This window comes from Pseudomonas sp. DVZ6 (genome assembly GCF_024259445.1).
Taxonomy (GTDB): domain Bacteria; phylum Pseudomonadota; class Gammaproteobacteria; order Pseudomonadales; family Pseudomonadaceae; genus Aquipseudomonas; species Aquipseudomonas peradeniyensis.
In genome coordinates this window covers 1-18,036 of sequence record NZ_JANCLM010000049.1, presented here as the reverse complement: position 1 = coordinate 18,036, position 18,036 = coordinate 1, and the positions used below count along the sequence as shown (strand labels likewise).

Below are 18,036 nucleotides of genomic sequence, written 5' to 3'. Positions count from 1 at the left end.
CGACTGGTTATCATGGCGGCGATTTCCTGCGGACTGCCCCCATGGTTGATTCTTACGACGACGCCTTCGATGGCGAAAAAAGCAAAACCCAGATCAAGCGCGAGCTGCATGCGCTGGTCGAGCTCGGTGAGCGCCTCACCACCCTCAAGGCCGACACCCTGGCCCGCCTGCCGTTGACCGACGAGCTGCGCAAGGCGCTGGCCGAGGCCTGCAAGCACGTTGCACACGGTGCCCGCAAACGCCACATGTCGTTCGTCGGCAAGCTGATGCGCGACCAGGACCTGGACGCCATTCATGCCGTGCTCGATCAGATCGACAGCTCCAGCCGCCAGTACAACGAGCGCTTCCACGGCCTCGAGCGCTGGCGCGACCGCCTGATCGACGGTAACGACGAGGACCTCGAACGCTTCGTCAACGAGTTTCCCGACACCGATCGCCAGCACCTGCGCTCGCTGATCCGTCATGCCCAGCACGAGAAGGCGCGGAACAAGCCGCCTGCGGCTGCGCGTAAAGTGTTCAAGTACATCCGCGACCTCGACGAGGTCCAGCGCGGTCTGCGTTAAACCCGACATCCTGGGGCTGCTACGCAGCCCATCGCGGCACAAGGCCGCTCCTACAGGGAACGCGCACACCTGTAGGAGCGGCCTTGCGCCGCGAAAGGACCGCAAAGCGGTCCCTGCCGGCATCAAGCCCCTGTACCGCCCACGGTAATCGCATCCAGCTTCAGGGTCGGCTGGCCAACGCCTACCGGCACCGACTGCCCATCCTTCCCGCACGTGCCCACGCCGCTGTCCAGCGCCAGGTCATTGCCGACCATCGATACCCGGCTCATCGCTTCCGGACCATTGCCGATCAAGGTCGCACCCTTCACCGGCGCGGTGATCTTGCCGTCCTCGATCAGGTAGGCCTCGCTGGTGGAGAACACGAACTTGCCGCTGGTGATGTCCACCTGGCCACCGCCAAGGTTGGCGCAGTAGATGCCCTTCTTCACCGAGCGGATGATTTCCTCCGGGTCGCTGTCGCCGGCACGCATGTAGGTGTTGGTCATGCGCGGCATCGGCAGGTGGGCGTAGGACTCACGCCGGCCGTTGCCGGTCACCGCCATGCCCATCAGGCGGGCGTTGAGCTTGTCCTGCATGTAGCCCTTGAGGATGCCGTTCTCGATCAGCGTGGTGCACTCGGTCGGGGTGCCTTCGTCGTCGATGCTGAGCGAGCCGCGGCGGCCCTCCAGGGTCCCGTCGTCGACGATGGTGCACAGGCTCGAGGCCACTTTCTCGCCGATACGCCCGCTGAACGCCGAACTGCCCTTGCGGTTGAAGTCGCCCTCCAGGCCGTGACCGACCGCCTCGTGCAGCAGCACGCCGGACCAGCCCGGGCCAAGCACCACCGGCAGCGTGCCAGCAGGTGCCGGAATAGCCTCGAGGTTGACCAAGGCCTGGCGCAGCGCCTCGCGGGCATAGCCCATCACCCGCTCCTCGGTGAAGAAGCGGTAGTCGGTACGCCCACCACCGCCCTGCCCGCCACGCTCGCGACGACCATTCTGCTCGACGATCACGCTGACATTGAAACGCACCAGCGGACGCACATCAGCGGCCAGGCTGCCATCGGCGGCGGCGACCAGGATCCGCTCCCAGACCCCAGCCATGCTCACGCTGACCTGCTGGATGCGCGGATCGAGGGCGCGGGTGGCGGCATCGACGCGCTTGAGCAGCTCGACCTTCTCGGCGCGGCTCAGCACATCCAGGGGATTATCAGACGCGTACAGGGCGGTCACATCCTGGCTGCGGAACGCCTGCACCTGGCCGTCCTGCCCGGCGCGGGAGATCGAGCGCGCGGCGCGGGCCGCCGAGGTCAGGGCTTCGAGGTTGATCGCGTTGCTGTAGGCGAAGCCGGTCTTCTCGCCGGACTGGGCACGCACGCCGACGCCCTGGTCGAGGTTGAAGCTGCCCTCTTTGACGATGCCGTCCTCCAGCGCCCAGGTTTCCGAGATCTGGCCCTGGAAATACAGGTCGGCGGCATCGATGCCGGGGCCGGCCAGCTCGCCCAGCACCGTCTGCAGGCTGTCGAGGGTCAGGCCGCCCGGGGCCAGGAGCTGCTCGCTGACGGTGGATAAAATCTCGCTCATAGTCACTCCGAGGTGTGCGCAGGCCGCAAGGCGTCCTGCGAGAAAAAGCGCCGGTGCGTGACCACCGGCATGCGCGCCCGGATGGACGCCTGTTCTTCACTGTCGCGCGTGGCGAGCAATACCGCTTCGCCCCGCGCCTGTTGCGCGACGATCCGCCCCCAGGGGTCGACGATCGCCGCCTGGCCGTGGGTTTCCCGCGGCCCTGGATGCACGCCGCCCTGGGCGGCCGCCAATACATAGCACTGGGTCTCGATGGCCCGTGCGCGAATCAGTACTTCCCAATGCGCCGCTCCGGTCACCGCGGTGAACGCCGCCGGCGCGCTGATCAGCTCGGCCCCGGCGGCGCGCAAGGCGCTGTACAGCTCGGGGAAGCGCAGGTCGTAGCACACCGACAGGCCCAGGCGGCCAACGGGTGTGTCAGCCACCACCACCTGGCTGCCGTGGGCGTAGTCGTCCGACTCGCGGTAGCGGCCACGGTTGTCGGCCACGTCCACATCGAACAGGTGCAGCTTGTCGTAGCGGGCGGCGATCTCGCCGTGCTCATCGACCAGCAACGAGCAGGCGTGGGCCTTGGCATGCGGCTGGCCGACCGGCGGCAGCGGCAAGGTACCCGCGACTATCCATAACCTGAGGTCGCGGGCAGTGCGTTTCAACCAGGGCAGGATTGGCCCCTCGCCCAGCGCCTCGGCCCGACCGATGGCCGCGGCATCGCGTCGGCCCATGGCGGCGAAGTTCTCCGGCAGCACCGCCAGGCGCGCGCCACCGGCGGCGGCCTGTTCGAGCAGTGCCGTGGCACGTTGCAGGTTGGCCAGCACATCGTCCTGGCTGACCATCTGGATCACAGCTGACGTCATGACCACCCCGGGTTATTTGTCGAAAGGTTTCACAAAGGTGATTTTAGGCTCTTTGACCGGACCTTCGACGCGATAGTGCACACTGGCGAAACGCGCGACCCGGTCACCGATCAGGCGGTCGACCAGGAACAACGCGCCGCCGATCGCCGGCGCGCCGACGATCAGCGCGGCCAGCGGCAGGTTGTTGGTCACCGGCAGCGTCACCAGCAGCTTGGCATCGACCCGGTCACGAACGAAGTCCATGGTGCCGTCGAGCTCGAAGTTGCTCGACGGCCCGGTGACGGTGATCGGCTCACGGGTCACGTAGACCCCTTCGCTGGCCACCAGCAGGCCCTTGACCCGGTCATAGGCCAGGCCCTTGCTGAACAGGTCGGAGAAGTCCAGGCGCAGGCGCCGGCCGATGGAGTTGAAGTTGAGCAGCCCGAACACCCGCAAGGCCTGGGCGCTGCCCTCGACCTCGACGAACTGGCCGCTGCGCAGGGCCGCGTCGAGGCTGCCGGAATAACGGTTGAGGCTGACCCAGGCTGGCGAACCCGGCCAGCGGCCGTCCACGTCCATGCGGAAGTCGCGGCTGGTGACGGTGGGCGCGAAGCCCCAGGCCTTGAGCACATCGCCCAGGTTCTTGCCGTCCAGCCGCCCCTTGTACCAGCTCGAACTGCTGCCCGGCTCGCCTTCCCAGCCACCGCTGCCATCAATGTGCAGCCCCTTGAGGTCCAGGTCGACATCGCTCATGGCCATGCCTTTGGCGGTCTGGCGCAGTTTCAGGTTGACACTGCCGAACAGGTCGTCGCCGCGGTACAGCTTGTCGATGGTCAGGTCCAGCGGCGGCACCTTGCGCGGGTCGACCCCGACCAATGGGTCCGGCGCGTTCTCGTCCTGGGCTTCATTCGGGTCGGCCGGCGGCAGGCGCAGGCTCTGCAGGCGGACGGTCATGGGCGTGGCCTTGGCATCGGGAATACGGGCGTTGCCGATGATTTCCTGGCTGTCCAGGCGCAGGTCCCAGGCCGGGCCGCCGCGCATCAGGCGGATCACCGCCTGGTTGAGGTCCATGCCGAAGGCCTTGAGCTGGCCGATGCTCAGGTCCACGCTCTGCAGGTTCTGCCGGGCGCTGCCACCCGGATCCTTGCCGGCCAAGCGCTCCATCTGCTGCTGCCAGGGTGCCAGGTCCAAGGCCTCGAGCCGGCCACGCACGCGCAGGCCCTGGCCGCTTGGGAGGCTGGCTTCGCCCGTGCCCAACAGCAGCTCGCCACGCCCCTGGGCCAGCTTGTCGGCCGGCGCGGCGTAGGCGAAGCGGGCAAGGTCTGTGTAGCTGGCATCGATGCGCCGCTCGGGGCCTTGCAGGGTCAGGCCGAAACGACTGTCGCGGGTTTCCCCGGCAGCCTTGCCGAAAGGCGCCGGCAAGTCGATGGCCAATCCTTTGAGCGAAGAACTGACGCTCAAGCGGTTGTCGCGACTGCCGAGTGTCACCTGCAACTGATAGGGCAGCTCACCGGAGGCCGGCAGCGGTTGCTGGTACTGCAACCAGTCGGTCAGGGCCTTGAGGCCGACCTGGCCATTGGCGTTGATGCGGGTCTGAATCTGCCCACCCTGCCCTTCGGCGGTGATCTGCGCGGTCACCGGCTTGCCGAAGGCGTGCAGGCTGATGTCCTTGCCGCTCAGCCCTTTGTCGAAATCGAAGGTGAAGTCGCCTTTGAGCTGGGTCAGTTCCAGGCTGGGCGGCGCCACTTTCAGGGTCGCGTCGCGGGTCGCGAAGTCCACCAGCACCTTGGGCCGCTGCCCATGGGCCAGGGGTATATCGAGCTTGACCTTGCCCTCAAGCGGGCCTTCACCTTCCCAACCGGCGAAGATCTCGCCCGTACCGATGGGCGCTTCCTTGAGGATCTTCAGGCCATCGCCGAGGCTGCCGTCGAAGTCGCCATCGAGGAACAGGTGGCTGTGCTGATCGCCCTCGACATGGGGAATGTTGACGCTGACATCGCTGACCTGGGTATCCAGCAGCAGCCCTTTGCGGGCCTGGATGCGCACGCCGGTGTCCTCGATGTAGACATTGCCGTCGACCTGCTGCACCTGCGGCCAGCCCGGCTGGAAATCCAGCGCGGCGTCGTGGACCTTGAAGAACAGGCTGATATCGCGGGCATGGGGCGGCGCGTTGTGATGCAGCGAGCCCTGGTACTGGAAGTAGCCCTCGTCGACATTGCCCTTGACGATGGCACTGCGCAGCCATTCGTCCAGGGCCGGGCTGAGCACCTCGGGCAGGTATTTGGCGGTGTAGCGACCGTCGCCCTCGGTAAGGCCTACGCGCAGGTCCATGTAGTCTTCGTGGCCCGGTTGCAGGTGGATGCGGATGAGGAAGTCCGCGGCGATCTTGCCCTCGTCGCCCAGCACCTTGATATAAGGGGCGACCAGGGTGAAGGCTTCCTTGTCCAGGGTCCAGGTCAGCCGTGCGTTGGCTTTCGGGTAATGCCAGGGTTTGCCGAAGATCGGGTACAGATGCAGCATGAAGGCCTGGGTATCCAGGCGCAGTTCGCCGTGCCCGAGGTCACCGCTGATGGCGCCGCTGACGTTGCCGGCGGCCGGCGCGCCGTGATAGGCGTCGAAGCCGACTTTCTCCAGGTTGGCGGCAAACTGCAGGCGCTGGTCGCCCTCGGCCTTGGGGCGGATATCCAGGCGTACGTTGCGCAGGGCGCCGGTCACCTTGAGCGCGTCGACCACCGTCATCAGCTTGTCCGGCAACGGCGCCAAGGCGTCGATCACCGGAGTCAGCGGGGTCAGGTCGAGGCGATCGGCCTGCACCTGCCAGCTTTCCTCGGCCGGGCTCTGACCAGGGCGCTGTGCCAGTTGCAGATGGGACTCCCAACGGGTCTTGCCAAGGCTCATGCCCAGGGAGTCGACAACGACGTCGAAACCTTGGTCCTGGCGCTGGAACCAGGCCGACAGGGCCAGGTTGTCCAGGGTGATGGCCTTGCGTCCGGTGTAGGCACCCTTGAGCTGCGGGGCGTTGAGGCGAACCATCGCCTGCTGCAACTGCCCCTTGTTCCAGTCGATCCAGAACTCGCCACCGGCGCGCAGGGTGGCGGTCTGCCACTGGCCCAGCAGCTGCGGCGGCAGCCAGCGCGCCCAATCGCTTTGCGGCAGGCTCAGGTAGGCCTGCACGTGACCGTCGCGCCAGGCCTTGGCGGTGGCGCGGCTGTTCAGGCTCAGGGCCAGGGGCTGGCCATCGGGCAGCGTGGCGCGCAGGTCGACGCTCTGGCGCGACGCGCCGGCCTGCAATCCCAGGCTGACATAGGTGAGGGTCAGCGGGTCACGCTGCCAGGGATGCAGGGTGACCTGGCTGTCGAACACATCGATCCGCCCCAGTTGGCGCAGGCGCTTGAGCGCATCGGCTGGGTCGAGCGGCGCATCATCCTTCTGCGGCAGGCCTTCGAGGGTCCAGGCACCCTGCTCGCTCTCGCGCAGGATCAGTTGCAAACCACTGAGCTGGATGCGCGCCAGGCGCACTTCGCGGGCCTTGAGGCTGGCCCACAGGTCGGGCACCAGCTTGACGTCGTCCAGGCGCAAGGCCGCCTTGCCTTCGCCCAGCTGCAAGTCGCGTACGCGCAACACCGGCGCCAGGCCACTCCAGCGCCCCTCCAGGGCACCGACGTGCACGGGCATGCCCAAGGCCTGTTCGGCCTTGAGTTCGGCGTCGGCTCGGTATTCGGCGACCAGGGGTACCAGTTGCCGACCGAGGCTGACATACAGCGCCACCAGCACCGCCAGCAGGGCGCAGATTCCCAGCCCCCAGCGGGTCAAGGCGCCCAGAACGCGGGTCAGACGTTCCATGGCCATGGCCCTCCAAGTCGTCCCTTAACTATGGCCGGTGAATAGCGCTTTGCCAGCCCGTCCATGGGGCGACCGCCATTAGCGCGGGTCAGAGCAGCACCACATCGTATTGTTCCTGGGAGTACATGGACTCCACCTGGAAGCGGATAGTTCGCCCGATGAACGTCTCCAGTTCGGCGACGTTGCCCGACTCTTCATCGAGCAGGCGGTCCACCACCTTCTGGTTGGCCAGTACCCGATAGCCCTCGGCCTGGTAGGCACGGGCCTCGCGCAGGATCTCGCGGAAAATTTCGTAACAGATCGTCTCGGGGGTCTTCAGCTTGCCGCGCCCCTGGCACGCCGCGCAGGGTTCGCACAGTACCTGCTCAAGGCTTTCGCGGGTGCGCTTGCGGGTCATCTGCACCAGGCCCAGCTCGGTGATGCCGATGATGTTGGTCTTGGCATGGTCACGTTCGAGCTGCTTCTCCAGGGTCCTGAGGACCTGGCGCTGGTGCTCCTCGTCCTCCATGTCGATGAAGTCGATGATGATGATCCCGCCGATGTTGCGCAGGCGCAGTTGCCGGGCAATGGCGGTGGCAGCCTCGAGGTTGGTCTTGAAGATGGTCTCTTCGAGGTTGCGATGGCCGACGAACGCTCCGGTGTTGACGTCGATGGTGGTCATCGCCTCGGCCGGGTCGACCACCAGGTAGCCACCGGACTTGAGCGGCACCTTGCGCTCCAGGGCGCGCTGGATCTCGTCTTCCACGCCATACAGGTCGAAGATCGGCCGCTCGCCGGGGTAATGCTCCAGGCGATCGGCGATCTCCGGCATCAGTTCGGCGACGAACTGTGTGGTCTTCTGGAAGGTTTCCCGCGAGTCGATGCGGATCTTCTCGATCTTGGGGTTGACCAGGTCACGCAAGGTGCGCAGCGCTAGGCCAAGGTCCTCGTAGATGACCACGGGCGCACCGCAGGTCTTGATCTGCGAGCCGATCTGCTCCCACAGGCGGCGTAGGTAGCGGATGTCCTGGAGGATGTCCTCGGCGCGGGCGCCCTCGGCGGCGGTACGAAGGATGAATCCGCCAGCGTCCTTCATGTCTTCCTGGGCCATGCAGTCGGTGACCACCTGCTTGAGGCGCTCACGCTCGGCTTCTTCCTCGATCTTCAGGGAAATGCCGACATGGCTGCTGCGCGGCATGTACACCAGGTAGCGCGACGGAATCGACAGCTGGGTGGTCAGGCGCGCGCCCTTGCTGCCGATGGGGTCCTTGGTGACCTGCACCACCAGCGCCTGGCCTTCATGCACCAGCGCGGTGATGTTCTCCACCGCCGAACCTTCGCGCTGGGAGATCTCCGAGGCGTGGATGAACGCCGCTCGCTCCAGGCCAATGTCGACGAACGCCGCCTGCATGCCCGGCAGGACCCGCACCACCTTGCCCTTGTAGATATTGCCGACGATGCCACGGCGTTGGGTGCGCTCAACGTGCACCTCCTGCAGGACGCCGTTCTCCACCACCGCCACGCGTGACTCCATCGGGGTGATGTTGATCAGGATCTCTTCACTCATGGCAGGCTCTCGTCAAAGGTCTCGGGTAATGATGGATCGCTGCGGGATGGCTGGCTAGGCTCTAAACGACCCTAGCGTGGTGTCGTATCCTCTTGCTGCTGCCAACAAGGGATGGCGAACTGCTCGAGCAGCTCGGCGGTCTCGCTCAGGGGCAGGCCGACCACGGCCGAGTAGCTGCCCTCGATAGCGCTGACGAACACCGCGCCCAGGCCCTGGATGGCATAGCCGCCGGCCTTGTCGACCGGTTCGCCACTGTCCCAGTAGCGCAGCGCTTCCTCGAAGGAGATGGTGCGAAAACGCACAGTGGTGCTGACGCAGCGGCTGATGCTGCGCTGGCCGTCGGTCAACGCGACGGCGGTGAGCACCTGGTGCTCGCGCTTGGACAGGTCGCCAAGCATGGCCAGCGCCTGCTCGCGGTTCTCCGGTTTGCCGAGGATCTGGCCATCGAGCACCACGGTGGTGTCGGCGCCCAGTACCACTCCGGCGCCGTCGGTGTGGGCGAAGCCCGCCACGGCCTTGGCTTGTGCCAGACGTTCGACATAGGCCGCCGGGGCTTCGCCCGGCAGCGGGGTTTCATCGATGGGCGCGCTGACGACGGTGAACGGCACGCCGATCTGGGTCAGCAGTTCACGCCGGCGCGGCGAGCCGGAGGCCAGGTACAGCTGAGTCATGTGGACATCTCCCTGTCAGTGGCGGCGGGTCGTCAGTGAATGTGCAGGCGAACGCGCAGGCCGCGCAGGGCGAAGCTGACCCAGGGCCAGAGCAAGGCGCTGATCACCGCCGACCAGACCAGGGCCAGGGTCGGCAGGCGATTGCCGGTGAGCGCGCTTAGCCACAGCTGGATCAACTGGGCGATGCCGAAGATCACCAGGATCACCAGGCTCTGCTGCCACATGGGGAACATGCGCAGGCGCTGCTGCAACGACAGCACCAGGAAGGTGATCAGGGTGAGAATCAGGGCATTCTGGCCAAGCAAGGTACCGTACAGCACATCCTCGGCCAGGCCGAGCAGGAATGCCGTGGTCATGCCGACCTTGCCGGGCACGGCGAGGGTCCAGAAGGCCAGCAGCAGGGCCAGCCACATGGGCCGGAACACTTCCATGAACTGCGGCATGGGCGAGACGCTGAGCAACAGGCCGATGGCGAACGTCAGCCAGATGGCCCAGCCGTTTCTGCTACGGGTGCTGGCCATTATTGTCTCCGGGGTTGAGCGGGCGCGGCAACCGGTTGGACCGGCGCCGGGCTGGTCGTCGTAGGCGCAGCCGCAGGAGCGGTGCCAGGCGCAGGCTGCGCGGCATGGGCCGGTGCGGGCGTGGCCGCCGGCGGAGTGTGGCCGGCGCCCTGGCGGTCGGCCTCTTCCTGGGCAATCGCCGCCTCGGTGGCGCGCTCTTCCGGCGTGCGCCGGTCGCTGAACACCAGCAGCATGTAGCGGCTGCGGTTGAGCGCGGCGGTCGGGATGGCGCGGACGATGGCGAACGGCTGGCCGGAGTCGTGGATCACTTCATTGACCGTGGCCACCGGATAACCAGCCGGGAACCGCTGGCCCATGCCGGAGCTGACCAGCAGGTCGCCTTCCTTGATGTCGGCGGTGTCGGCCACATGGCGCAGTTCGAGGCGCTCCGGGTTGCCGGTGCCGCTGGCAATGGCGCGCAGGCCGTTGCGGTTGACCTGCACCGGAATGCTGTGGGTGGTGTCGGTGAGCAGCAGCACCCGCGAGGTGTACGGCATCAGTTCGACCACCTGGCCCATCAGGCCGCGGGCATCGAGCACCGGCTGGCCGAGGAACACGCCGTCGCGCTCGCCCTTGTTGATCAGGATGCGGTGGGTGAAGGGATTGGGGTCGACACCGATCAGCTCGGCGACCTCGACCTTCTCGTTGACCAGCGCCGAGGAGTTGAGCAACTCGCGCAGGCGCACGTTCTGCTCGGTCAGGGCCGCCAGCTTCTGCAGGCGCCCCTGCAACAGCAGGGCCTCGGTCTTGAGTTTCTCGTTCTCGGCGATCAGCTCGGTGCGGCTGCCGAACTGGCCGGCCACACCTTGCCACATGCGCTGCGGCAGGTCGGTGATCCAGTAGGATTCCATCAGCACCAGGCCCATCTGGCTGCGCACCGGCTTGAGCAGGTCGAAGCGCGAATCGACCACCATCAGCGCGACCGACATCACTACCAGCACGAGCAGGCGAACGCCCAGCGAGGGGCCCTTGGAGAAAAGCGGTTTAATGGGCCGTTCCTCGTGGACGACTCAGGAGGTCATGGGACATGGGGCAATGCACCGGCCTGCTGCGGGTTGACGGAAACGGCGCCCGGGCGGGCGCCAGCACAGCGCATACAGGTAGCACTGTGCGTGCCACCTGTAAACCTGAGGATGCTACTGCACAGCGATCACTCGCTGGAGAGCAGGTCCATGGCGTGCTTGTCCATCATCTCCAGCGCACGACCACCGCCGCGGGCGACACAGGTCAGCGGGTCTTCGGCGACGATCACCGGCAGACCGGTTTCCTGGGCCAGCAGCTTGTCGAGGTCGCGCAGCAGCGCGCCACCGCCGGTCAGCACCAGGCCGCGCTCGGCGATGTCCGAGGCCAGCTCGGGCGGCGACTGCTCCAGGGCGCTCTTGACCGCCTGGACGATGGTCGCCAGGGATTCCTGCAGCGCTTCAAGCACTTCGTTGGAGTTCAGGGTGAAGGCACGCGGCACGCCTTCGGCCAGGTTGCGGCCACGGACGTCGACTTCGCGCACTTCGCCGCCCGGGTAGGCGGTACCGATTTCCTGCTTGATGCGCTCGGCGGTGGACTCGCCGATCAGGCTGCCGTAGTTGCGGCGCACGTAGGTGACGATGGCTTCGTCGAAGCGGTCGCCGCCGACGCGAACGGACTCGGCGTAGACCACGCCGTTGAGCGAGATCAGGGCGATTTCAGTGGTACCGCCACCGATGTCGACGACCATCGAGCCGCGGGCTTCTTCAACCGGCAGGCCGGCACCGATGGCGGCGGCCATTGGTTCTTCGATCAGAAATACTTCGCGGGCACCGGCACCAAGGGCCGACTCACGGATGGCACGGCGCTCGACCTGGGTCGACTTGCACGGCACGCAGATCAGCACGCGAGGGCTGGGCTGCAGGAAGCTGTTTTCGTGCACCTTGTTGATGAAGTACTGCAACATTTTTTCACAAACGCTGAAGTCGGCGATCACGCCATCTTTCATCGGGCGAATGGCCGCGATGTTGCCAGGCGTACGGCCCAGCATGCGCTTGGCTTCGGTCCCGACTGCGACGACGCTTTTCTGGTTGCCGTGGGTACGGATGGCAACCACCGAGGGCTCATTCAGGACGATACCGCGCTCACGCACGTAAATAAGGGTGTTGGCAGTACCCAGGTCGATGGACAGATCGCTGGAAAACATGCCACGCAGTTTCTTGAACATGGGAAAGTGACCCTGGGGAAAGCGTGGGTAAAAAAGTGCGGCAAACTCTAACAATGGCAGGGATTTTGGGCAAGGAGCCAATATGTTAAATTGGCTGTTTTTCCGAGCATGCCTGCCGATGATCGCGGCCCTTTGACCGCCAGAATCCCAGCATGTTCCTCATTTGCGGACTCATTCCGTCTGTCGTTTTCCTGGAGATCCCCATGGCGCTTCAACGCTCCGACGTGGAAAAGATCGCCCATCTGGCCCGCCTGGGCCTGAATGAAGGCGAATTGCCACGCACCACCGATGCCTTGAACAGTATTCTCGGGCTGGTCGACCAGATGCAAGCCGTCGACACCACCGGCGTGGAACCCCTCGCCCACCCGCTGGAGACCACCCAGCGCCTGCGTCCCGACCAGGTCACCGAAAGCAACCAGCGCGACCGCTACCAGGCCGTCGCCCCGTCGACCGAGAACGGTCTGTACCTGGTTCCGAAAGTAATCGATTAAGGGATAGCGCCTGCCATGCATCAACTCACTCTGGCCGAGATCGCCCGTGGCCTCGCCGACAAGTCGTTCTCCTCGCAAGAACTGACCGGCGCCCTGCTGTCGCGCATCAAGCAGCTCGACCCGCAGCTCAACAGCTTCATCACCGTCACCGAAACCCAGGCCCTGGAGCAGGCGCGCGCCGCCGACGCCCGTCGCGCCGCCGGCGAGACCGGCGCGCTGCTGGGCGCGCCGATCGCGCACAAGGACCTGTTCTGCACCAACGGCGTACGCACCAGCTGCGGCTCGAAGATGCTCGACAACTTCACCGCCCCGTATGACGCCACCGTGGTCGCCAAGCTCGCCGAGGCCGGCATGGTCAGCCTGGGCAAGACCAACATGGACGAGTTCGCCATGGGCTCGGCCAACGAGTCCAGCCACTACGGCGCGGTGAAGAACCCGTGGAACCTCGAGCACGTGCCGGGCGGCTCGTCCGGCGGTTCGGCCGCCGCCGTGGCCGCGCGCCTGCTGCCGGTCACCACCGGCACCGACACCGGCGGCTCGATCCGCCAGCCGGCGGCGCTGACCAACCTCACCGGCCTCAAGCCGACCTACGGCCGCGTGTCGCGCTGGGGCATGATCGCCTACGCCTCGAGCCTCGACCAGGGCGGCCCGCTGGCCCGCACCGCCGAGGACTGCGCCCTGCTGCTGCAAGGCATGGCCGGCTTCGACGCCAAGGACTCGACCTCGGTCGACGAGCCGGTGCCGGACTTCAGCGCCAACCTCAACGCCTCGCTGCAAGGCCTGCGCATCGGCCTGCCGAAGGAATACTTCGGCGCCGGCCTCGACCCGCGCATCGCCGACCTGGTCCAGGCCAGCGTCAAGGAGCTGGAAAAGCTCGGCGCGGTGGTCAAGGAAATCAGCCTGCCGAACATGCAGCACGCCATCCCGGCGTACTACGTGATCGCCCCGGCGGAGGCTTCCTCCAACCTGTCGCGTTTCGACGGCGTGCGCTTCGGCTACCGTTGCGAGGATCCCAAGGACCTCACCGACCTGTACAAGCGTTCCCGTGGCGAAGGCTTCGGTGCCGAAGTGCAGCGCCGCATCATGGTCGGCACCTACGCCTTGTCGGCCGGCTACTACGACGCCTACTACGTCAAGGCGCAGCAGATCCGCCGCCTGATCAAGAACGACTTCATGGCCGCCTTCGCCGAGGTCGACGTGATCATCGGCCCGACCACGCCGAACCCGGCCTGGAAGATCGGCGCCAAGGCCGGCGATCCGGTCGCCGAGTACCTTGAAGACCTGTACACCATCACCGCCAACCTGGCGGGCCTGCCAGGCCTGTCGATGCCGGCCGGCTTCGTCGACGGCCTGCCGGTGGGCGTGCAACTGCTGGCCCCGTACTTCCAGGAAGGCCGCCTGCTCAACATCGCGCACCGTTACCAGCAAGTCACCGACTGGCACACCCGCGCCCCCAACGGCTTCTGAGGAGTTCACACATGCAATGGGAAGTTGTGATCGGGCTGGAGATTCATACCCAGCTCGCCACCCAGTCGAAGATCTTCTCCGGCAGCGCCACCACCTTCGGCTCCGAGCCGAACACCCAGGCCAGCCTGGTCGACCTGGGCATGCCCGGCGTGCTGCCGGTGCTCAACCAGGAAGCCGTGCGCATGGCGTGCATGTTCGGCCTGGCGATCGATGCCGAAATCGGGCCGCGCAACGTATTCGCGCGCAAGAACTACTTCTACCCCGACCTGCCCAAGGGCTACCAGATCAGCCAGATGGACCTGCCGATCGTCGGCAAGGGCCACCTGGACATCGCCCTGGAAGACGGCACCATCAAGCGCATCGGCGTGACCCGCGCGCACCTTGAAGAGGATGCCGGCAAGAGCCTGCACGAAGACTTCAACGGCGCCACCGGCATCGACCTGAACCGCGCCGGCACGCCGCTGCTGGAGATCGTCTCCGAGCCGGACATGCGCAGCGCCAAAGAGGCGGTGGCCTACGTCAAGGCCATCCACGCCCTGGTGCGCTACCTGGGCATCTGCGACGGCAACATGGCCGAAGGTTCGCTGCGCTGCGACTGCAACGTCTCGATCCGCCCGAAGGGCCAGACCGAGTTCGGCACCCGCTGCGAGATCAAGAACGTCAACTCGTTCCGCTTCATCGAGCGGGCGATCAACAGCGAGATCCAGCGCCAGATCGACCTGATCGAGGACGGCGGCAAGGTGGTGCAGGAAACCCGCCTGTACGACCCGAACAAGGACGAGACCCGCTCCATGCGCAGCAAGGAGGAAGCCAACGACTACCGTTACTTCCCCGACCCCGACCTGCTGCCGGTGGTCATCGAACCGAGCTTCCTCGACAGCGTGCGCGCCGCCCTGCCAGAGCTGCCGCCGCAGAAGGTCGAGCGCTTCCAGAGCCAGTACGGCCTGTCGGCCTACGACGCCAACGTGCTGGCCTCCAGCCGCGAGCAGGCCGACTACTTCGAGCAGGTGGTGAAGATCGGCGGCGACGCCAAGCTGGCCGCCAACTGGGTCATGGTCGAGCTGGGCAGCCTGCTGAACAAGCTGGGTGTCGAGATCGACCAGTCGCCGGTCAGCGCCGAGCACCTCGGCGGCATGCTGCTGCGCATTCGCGACAACACCATCAGCGGCAAGATCGCCAAGACCGTGTTCGAGGCCATGGCAGCCGGTGAAGGCGATGCCGACGGCATCATCGAAAGCAAAGGCCTCAAGCAGGTCACCGACACCGGCGCGATCGACAAGATGCTCGACGAGATGCTCGCCGCCAACGCCGAACAGGTCGAACAGTACCGCGCCGCCGACGAGGCCAAGCGCGGCAAGATGTTCGGCTTCTTCGTCGGCCAGGCGATGAAGGCGTCCAAAGGCAAGGCCAACCCGGGGCAAGTGAACCAATTGCTCAAGGCCAAGCTCGAAGGATGATCCCGATCGCGGGGCAAGCCCGCTCCTACAGGTTCACGCTGCACCTGTAGGAGCGACCTTGTGCCGCGAAAGGACCGCGTAGCGGTCCCAGTTCCTGAATCGGAGCATTCGACTTGATCAAGCGTTCCCTCACCACCCTGACCCTCTTCTCCCTCCTGGCCGGCTGCGCCAGCCATGACATCGACCCGCGCGGCTACGACCAGACCGGCACCGCCTCCTACTACGGCGCCCGCCACCACGGCAAACGCACCGCCAGCGGCGAACCCTTCAACCAGCACGGCCTCACCGCCGCCCACCGCAGCCTGCCTTTCGGCAGCCGGGTACTGGTCACCAACCTGTCCAACCAGCGCAGCGTCGTGGTGCGCATCAACGACCGTGGCCCGCATACCCGTGGCCGACTGATCGACCTGTCACGGGCCGCCGCAGAAAAAATCGGCATGCTCCGTAGCGGAACCGCGCGAGTCCGGGTACAAGGTCTGAGCGATTGACCTGACTGGAGCCCTCGCCATTTTCGACCTGGCCACCCTCCCCGCCTTCAGCCTGCTGCAACTGGGCCTGGGCCTCATGCTGCTGATCATCGGCGCCGAACTGCTGGTGCGCGCCGCCCTGCGCCTGGCCGGCCGCCTGCATGTGCGCCCACTGATCATCGGCCTGAGCCTGGTGGCTTTCGGCAGTACCGCGCCACAGCTGACCGTGAGCCTGCAGGCCGCCTACCAGGGCGCGCCGGATGTGGCGGTGGGCAGTGTCGTGGGCAGCAATATCTTCAACGTGCTGGTGATCCTCGGCCTGGCGGCACTGATCATTCCGCTGCGCGTGTCGCGCCAGCTGGTGCGCCTGGACATCCCACTGATGATCCTGGCCAGCGCCCTGGTGTACCTGCTCGCGCTCAACGGCCAACTCGGGCGCCTGGAAGGCGCCCTGCTGCTGCTTGGCCTGCTGGGCTACCTGGCCATGCTCTGGCATCAGTCGCGCCACTACGCCCGTACCTACCCCGCGCCGAGCACCACGCATGCCAGCCCGCTGCGGTTCTGGAGCAGGACAGTACTGCAGATTGTCGTGGGCCTGGGCCTCTTGAGCCTGGCCGGCCACCTGCTGCTAGAGGCCGTGGTCGAGGTGGCCACCGACCTGGGCCTGTCCGAGCGCATCATCGGACTGACCGTTGTTGCCGTGTGTACCTCGCTCCCGGAGCTTGCCGCCGCACTGATCGCGGCCCTGCGTGGTGAACGGGAGATCGCCGTGGGCACGGTGATCGGCAGCAACCTGTTCAACCTGCTGGCAGTGCTGGGGTTCACTGCAGTGATCACCCCCGATCCCTTGTCGATCTCACCCAACGCCCTGGACTTCGACCTGCCGGTGATGCTCGGCGTCGCCGCCCTGTGCCTGCCGGTGTTCTATTCCGGCTACCGGGTCACCCGCGCCGAAGGCCTGGTGTTCCTGTGCCTATACCTGGCCTACGGCCTGCACGTGGTGGCCTTCACCACCGGGATGCCGCTGGCCGGACGCCTTGAGCGATTGATGCTGTTCTATGTGATGCCCGTGCTCGGGGTCGTGCTGCTGTACACCACGGCCCGCGCCTGGCGCCGCCAACACTAAGGAAAACAACATGGCTGACACGAAACAGACCGGCGAAAGCATTCGTCGCCAGGTGATGGGCGATGCCTTCGTCGATCGCGCCCTGGGCAACGCGACCGCGTTCACCCAACCGCTGCAGGACTTCGTCAACGAACATGCCTGGGGGAGTGTCTGGGCCCGTGACGGGCTGCCGCTGAAGACCCGCAGCCTGATCACCCTGGCCACCCTGACCGCGCTCAAGTGCCCGCAGGAGCTCAAGGGGCACGTACGCGGGGCGCTTAACAACGGTTGCAGCGTTGAGGAGATCCGCGAGGCGCTGCTGCATTGCGCGGTGTATGCCGGGGTGCCGGCGGCGATCGATGCGTTTCGGGCGGCGCAGGAAGTCATTGATAGTTATCAGGCGAGTTCTAGCGATTAAGTGCGGGTGCCCTGGCCTCGGGACTGTTACCTATGTGAGTGAACTTTTGTGTAACCCATGTGGGTGATCCAAATATTGGTTGCTCTGTGCTTTTCGCGGGCAAGCCCGCCCCCACTGGGATGTATATGACCCTGTGGGAGCGGGCTTGCCCGCGAAGGCGACCTTGAGATCACACAGTTGCAACTAGCGACAGCTTCGCCAGCCCAGGCGCCGCCCGTACCTTCGCGACTTCAGGAGGCCGAACGCAGGCCTTAAGATTACCCCCCAAGCCTGCTAGCGACAGCTGCGCAAGCCCAGGCGCCGCCCGTACTTTCGCGACTTCAGGAGGCCGAACGCAGGCCTTAAGATTACCCCCCAAGCCTGCTAGCGACAGCTGCGCAAGCCCAGGCGCCGCCCGTACTTTCGCGACTTCAGGAGGCCGAACGCAGGCCTTGCGGAGGGAGGTGACGGGCATGGATGCCCGTCAAGCGCTGCGCCCCAGGATGGGGCGTTCAGCGCGGCCCTCCCGGGAGCAAGGCCGGAGTGAGGGGACCCCGGAGCGAAGCGTAGGGGCCGGATGAATGGAGCGCAGCGTTTTTTGGTTACTTTTTGTCGCGTTTGACAAAAAGTGACTCGCCGTAATGGCGAAAAGGTGACTATGCGTCGATATCGTAAATGAATGCGCTTACAAATGTTAAAACCGAAGCAGACCGACTTTGACTTTGACTTTGACTTTGACTTTGACTTTGACTTTGACTTTGACTTTGACTTTGACTTTGACTTTGACTTTCAGAGCGTGTGTTTTGAAAGTTATATGCGCATTCATTTGCGATGGTGACGCATAGTCACCTTTTCGCCCTTACGGCGAGTTCCTTTTTGAAGGATC

General features: G+C 65.6%; 15 protein-coding genes. 7 read left to right on the top strand and 8 right to left on the bottom strand.

Translation table 11 applies throughout. The features are described from left to right. The first annotated feature begins 41 nt into the window (after nucleotides 1–41). Nucleotides 42–563 carry a ribosome biogenesis factor YjgA gene (yjgA, locus tag NMG10_RS23065; RefSeq protein ID WP_110735683.1) on the top strand — a complete coding sequence of 174 codons (522 nt, stop codon included), beginning with the start codon at nucleotides 42–44 and terminating at the stop codon, nucleotides 561–563. Between the two features lie 122 nt (nucleotides 564–685). Here the strand turns inward: yjgA and tldD are convergent, their stop codons facing one another. The 8 genes from tldD to mreB form a co-directional block, all read right to left on the bottom strand. Beyond that, nucleotides 686–2,125 carry a metalloprotease TldD gene (tldD, locus tag NMG10_RS23060; RefSeq protein WP_254465204.1) on the bottom strand — a complete coding sequence of 480 codons (1,440 nt, stop codon included), beginning with the start codon at nucleotides 2,123–2,125 and terminating at the stop codon, nucleotides 686–688. Between the two features lie 2 nt (nucleotides 2,126–2,127). Continuing rightward, nucleotides 2,128–2,979 (bottom strand): carbon-nitrogen hydrolase family protein, encoded by an 852-nt coding sequence (locus tag NMG10_RS23055; protein ID WP_203650800.1) that lies wholly within the window; start codon nucleotides 2,977–2,979, stop codon nucleotides 2,128–2,130. A gap of 12 nt (nucleotides 2,980–2,991) precedes the next feature. After that, nucleotides 2,992–6,807: a YhdP family protein gene (locus NMG10_RS23050; protein WP_254465203.1), complete on the bottom strand. Its 3,816-nt coding sequence runs from the start codon at nucleotides 6,805–6,807 to the stop codon at nucleotides 2,992–2,994. An 82-nt stretch (nucleotides 6,808–6,889) separates the two neighbouring features. Next, nucleotides 6,890–8,347: a ribonuclease G gene (rng, locus tag NMG10_RS23045; protein WP_050704083.1), complete on the bottom strand. Its 1,458-nt coding sequence runs from the start codon at nucleotides 8,345–8,347 to the stop codon at nucleotides 6,890–6,892. Between the two features lie 71 nt (nucleotides 8,348–8,418). Beyond that, a complete protein-coding gene (locus NMG10_RS23040) occupies nucleotides 8,419–9,018 on the bottom strand; it encodes a nucleoside triphosphate pyrophosphatase (protein ID WP_028689642.1) in 600 nt (199 codons plus the stop codon). 32 nt (nucleotides 9,019–9,050) lie between these two features. Continuing rightward, nucleotides 9,051–9,539 carry a rod shape-determining protein MreD gene (gene mreD, locus NMG10_RS23035; protein WP_028689641.1) on the bottom strand — a complete coding sequence of 163 codons (489 nt, stop codon included), beginning with the start codon at nucleotides 9,537–9,539 and terminating at the stop codon, nucleotides 9,051–9,053. After that, a complete protein-coding gene (mreC, locus tag NMG10_RS23030) occupies nucleotides 9,539–10,567 on the bottom strand; it encodes a rod shape-determining protein MreC (RefSeq protein ID WP_274235423.1) in 1,029 nt (342 codons plus the stop codon). The genes mreD and mreC overlap by 1 nt, the downstream gene beginning before the upstream one ends. Nucleotides 10,568–10,728: 161 nt before the next feature. Beyond that, nucleotides 10,729–11,766 carry a rod shape-determining protein MreB gene (mreB, locus tag NMG10_RS23025; protein ID WP_003255163.1) on the bottom strand — a complete coding sequence of 346 codons (1,038 nt, stop codon included), beginning with the start codon at nucleotides 11,764–11,766 and terminating at the stop codon, nucleotides 10,729–10,731. Between the two features lie 203 nt (nucleotides 11,767–11,969). Between mreB and gatC the strand changes: the two genes are divergently transcribed. The 6 genes from gatC to NMG10_RS22995 all read left to right on the top strand — a co-directional run bounded on the left by gatC (nucleotide 11,970) and on the right by NMG10_RS22995 (nucleotide 17,171). Next, on the top strand, nucleotides 11,970–12,257 hold the full coding sequence (gene gatC, locus NMG10_RS23020) for an Asp-tRNA(Asn)/Glu-tRNA(Gln) amidotransferase subunit GatC (protein WP_028689639.1): 288 nt from the start codon (nucleotides 11,970–11,972) through the stop codon (nucleotides 12,255–12,257). 15 nt (nucleotides 12,258–12,272) lie between these two features. Next, nucleotides 12,273–13,724 carry an Asp-tRNA(Asn)/Glu-tRNA(Gln) amidotransferase subunit GatA gene (gatA, locus tag NMG10_RS23015; protein ID WP_203650796.1) on the top strand — a complete coding sequence of 484 codons (1,452 nt, stop codon included), beginning with the start codon at nucleotides 12,273–12,275 and terminating at the stop codon, nucleotides 13,722–13,724. An 11-nt stretch (nucleotides 13,725–13,735) separates the two neighbouring features. After that, nucleotides 13,736–15,181, top strand: coding sequence for an Asp-tRNA(Asn)/Glu-tRNA(Gln) amidotransferase subunit GatB (gene gatB / locus NMG10_RS23010; protein WP_050704079.1), 1,446 nt, complete (start codon nucleotides 13,736–13,738; stop codon nucleotides 15,179–15,181). 113 nt (nucleotides 15,182–15,294) lie between these two features. Beyond that, the gene (locus tag NMG10_RS23005) at nucleotides 15,295–15,669 is read left to right on the top strand and encodes a septal ring lytic transglycosylase RlpA family protein (RefSeq protein ID WP_052896239.1); all 375 of its coding nucleotides are present in this window, start codon (nucleotides 15,295–15,297) and stop codon (nucleotides 15,667–15,669) included. 61 nt (nucleotides 15,670–15,730) lie between these two features. Beyond that, the gene (locus NMG10_RS23000; protein WP_232855996.1) at nucleotides 15,731–16,774 is read left to right on the top strand and encodes a calcium/sodium antiporter; all 1,044 of its coding nucleotides are present in this window, start codon (nucleotides 15,731–15,733) and stop codon (nucleotides 16,772–16,774) included. Between the two features lie 10 nt (nucleotides 16,775–16,784). After that, on the top strand, nucleotides 16,785–17,171 hold the full coding sequence (locus NMG10_RS22995; protein WP_203650788.1) for a carboxymuconolactone decarboxylase family protein: 387 nt from the start codon (nucleotides 16,785–16,787) through the stop codon (nucleotides 17,169–17,171). The last annotated feature ends 865 nt before the right edge of the window (nucleotides 17,172–18,036 follow it).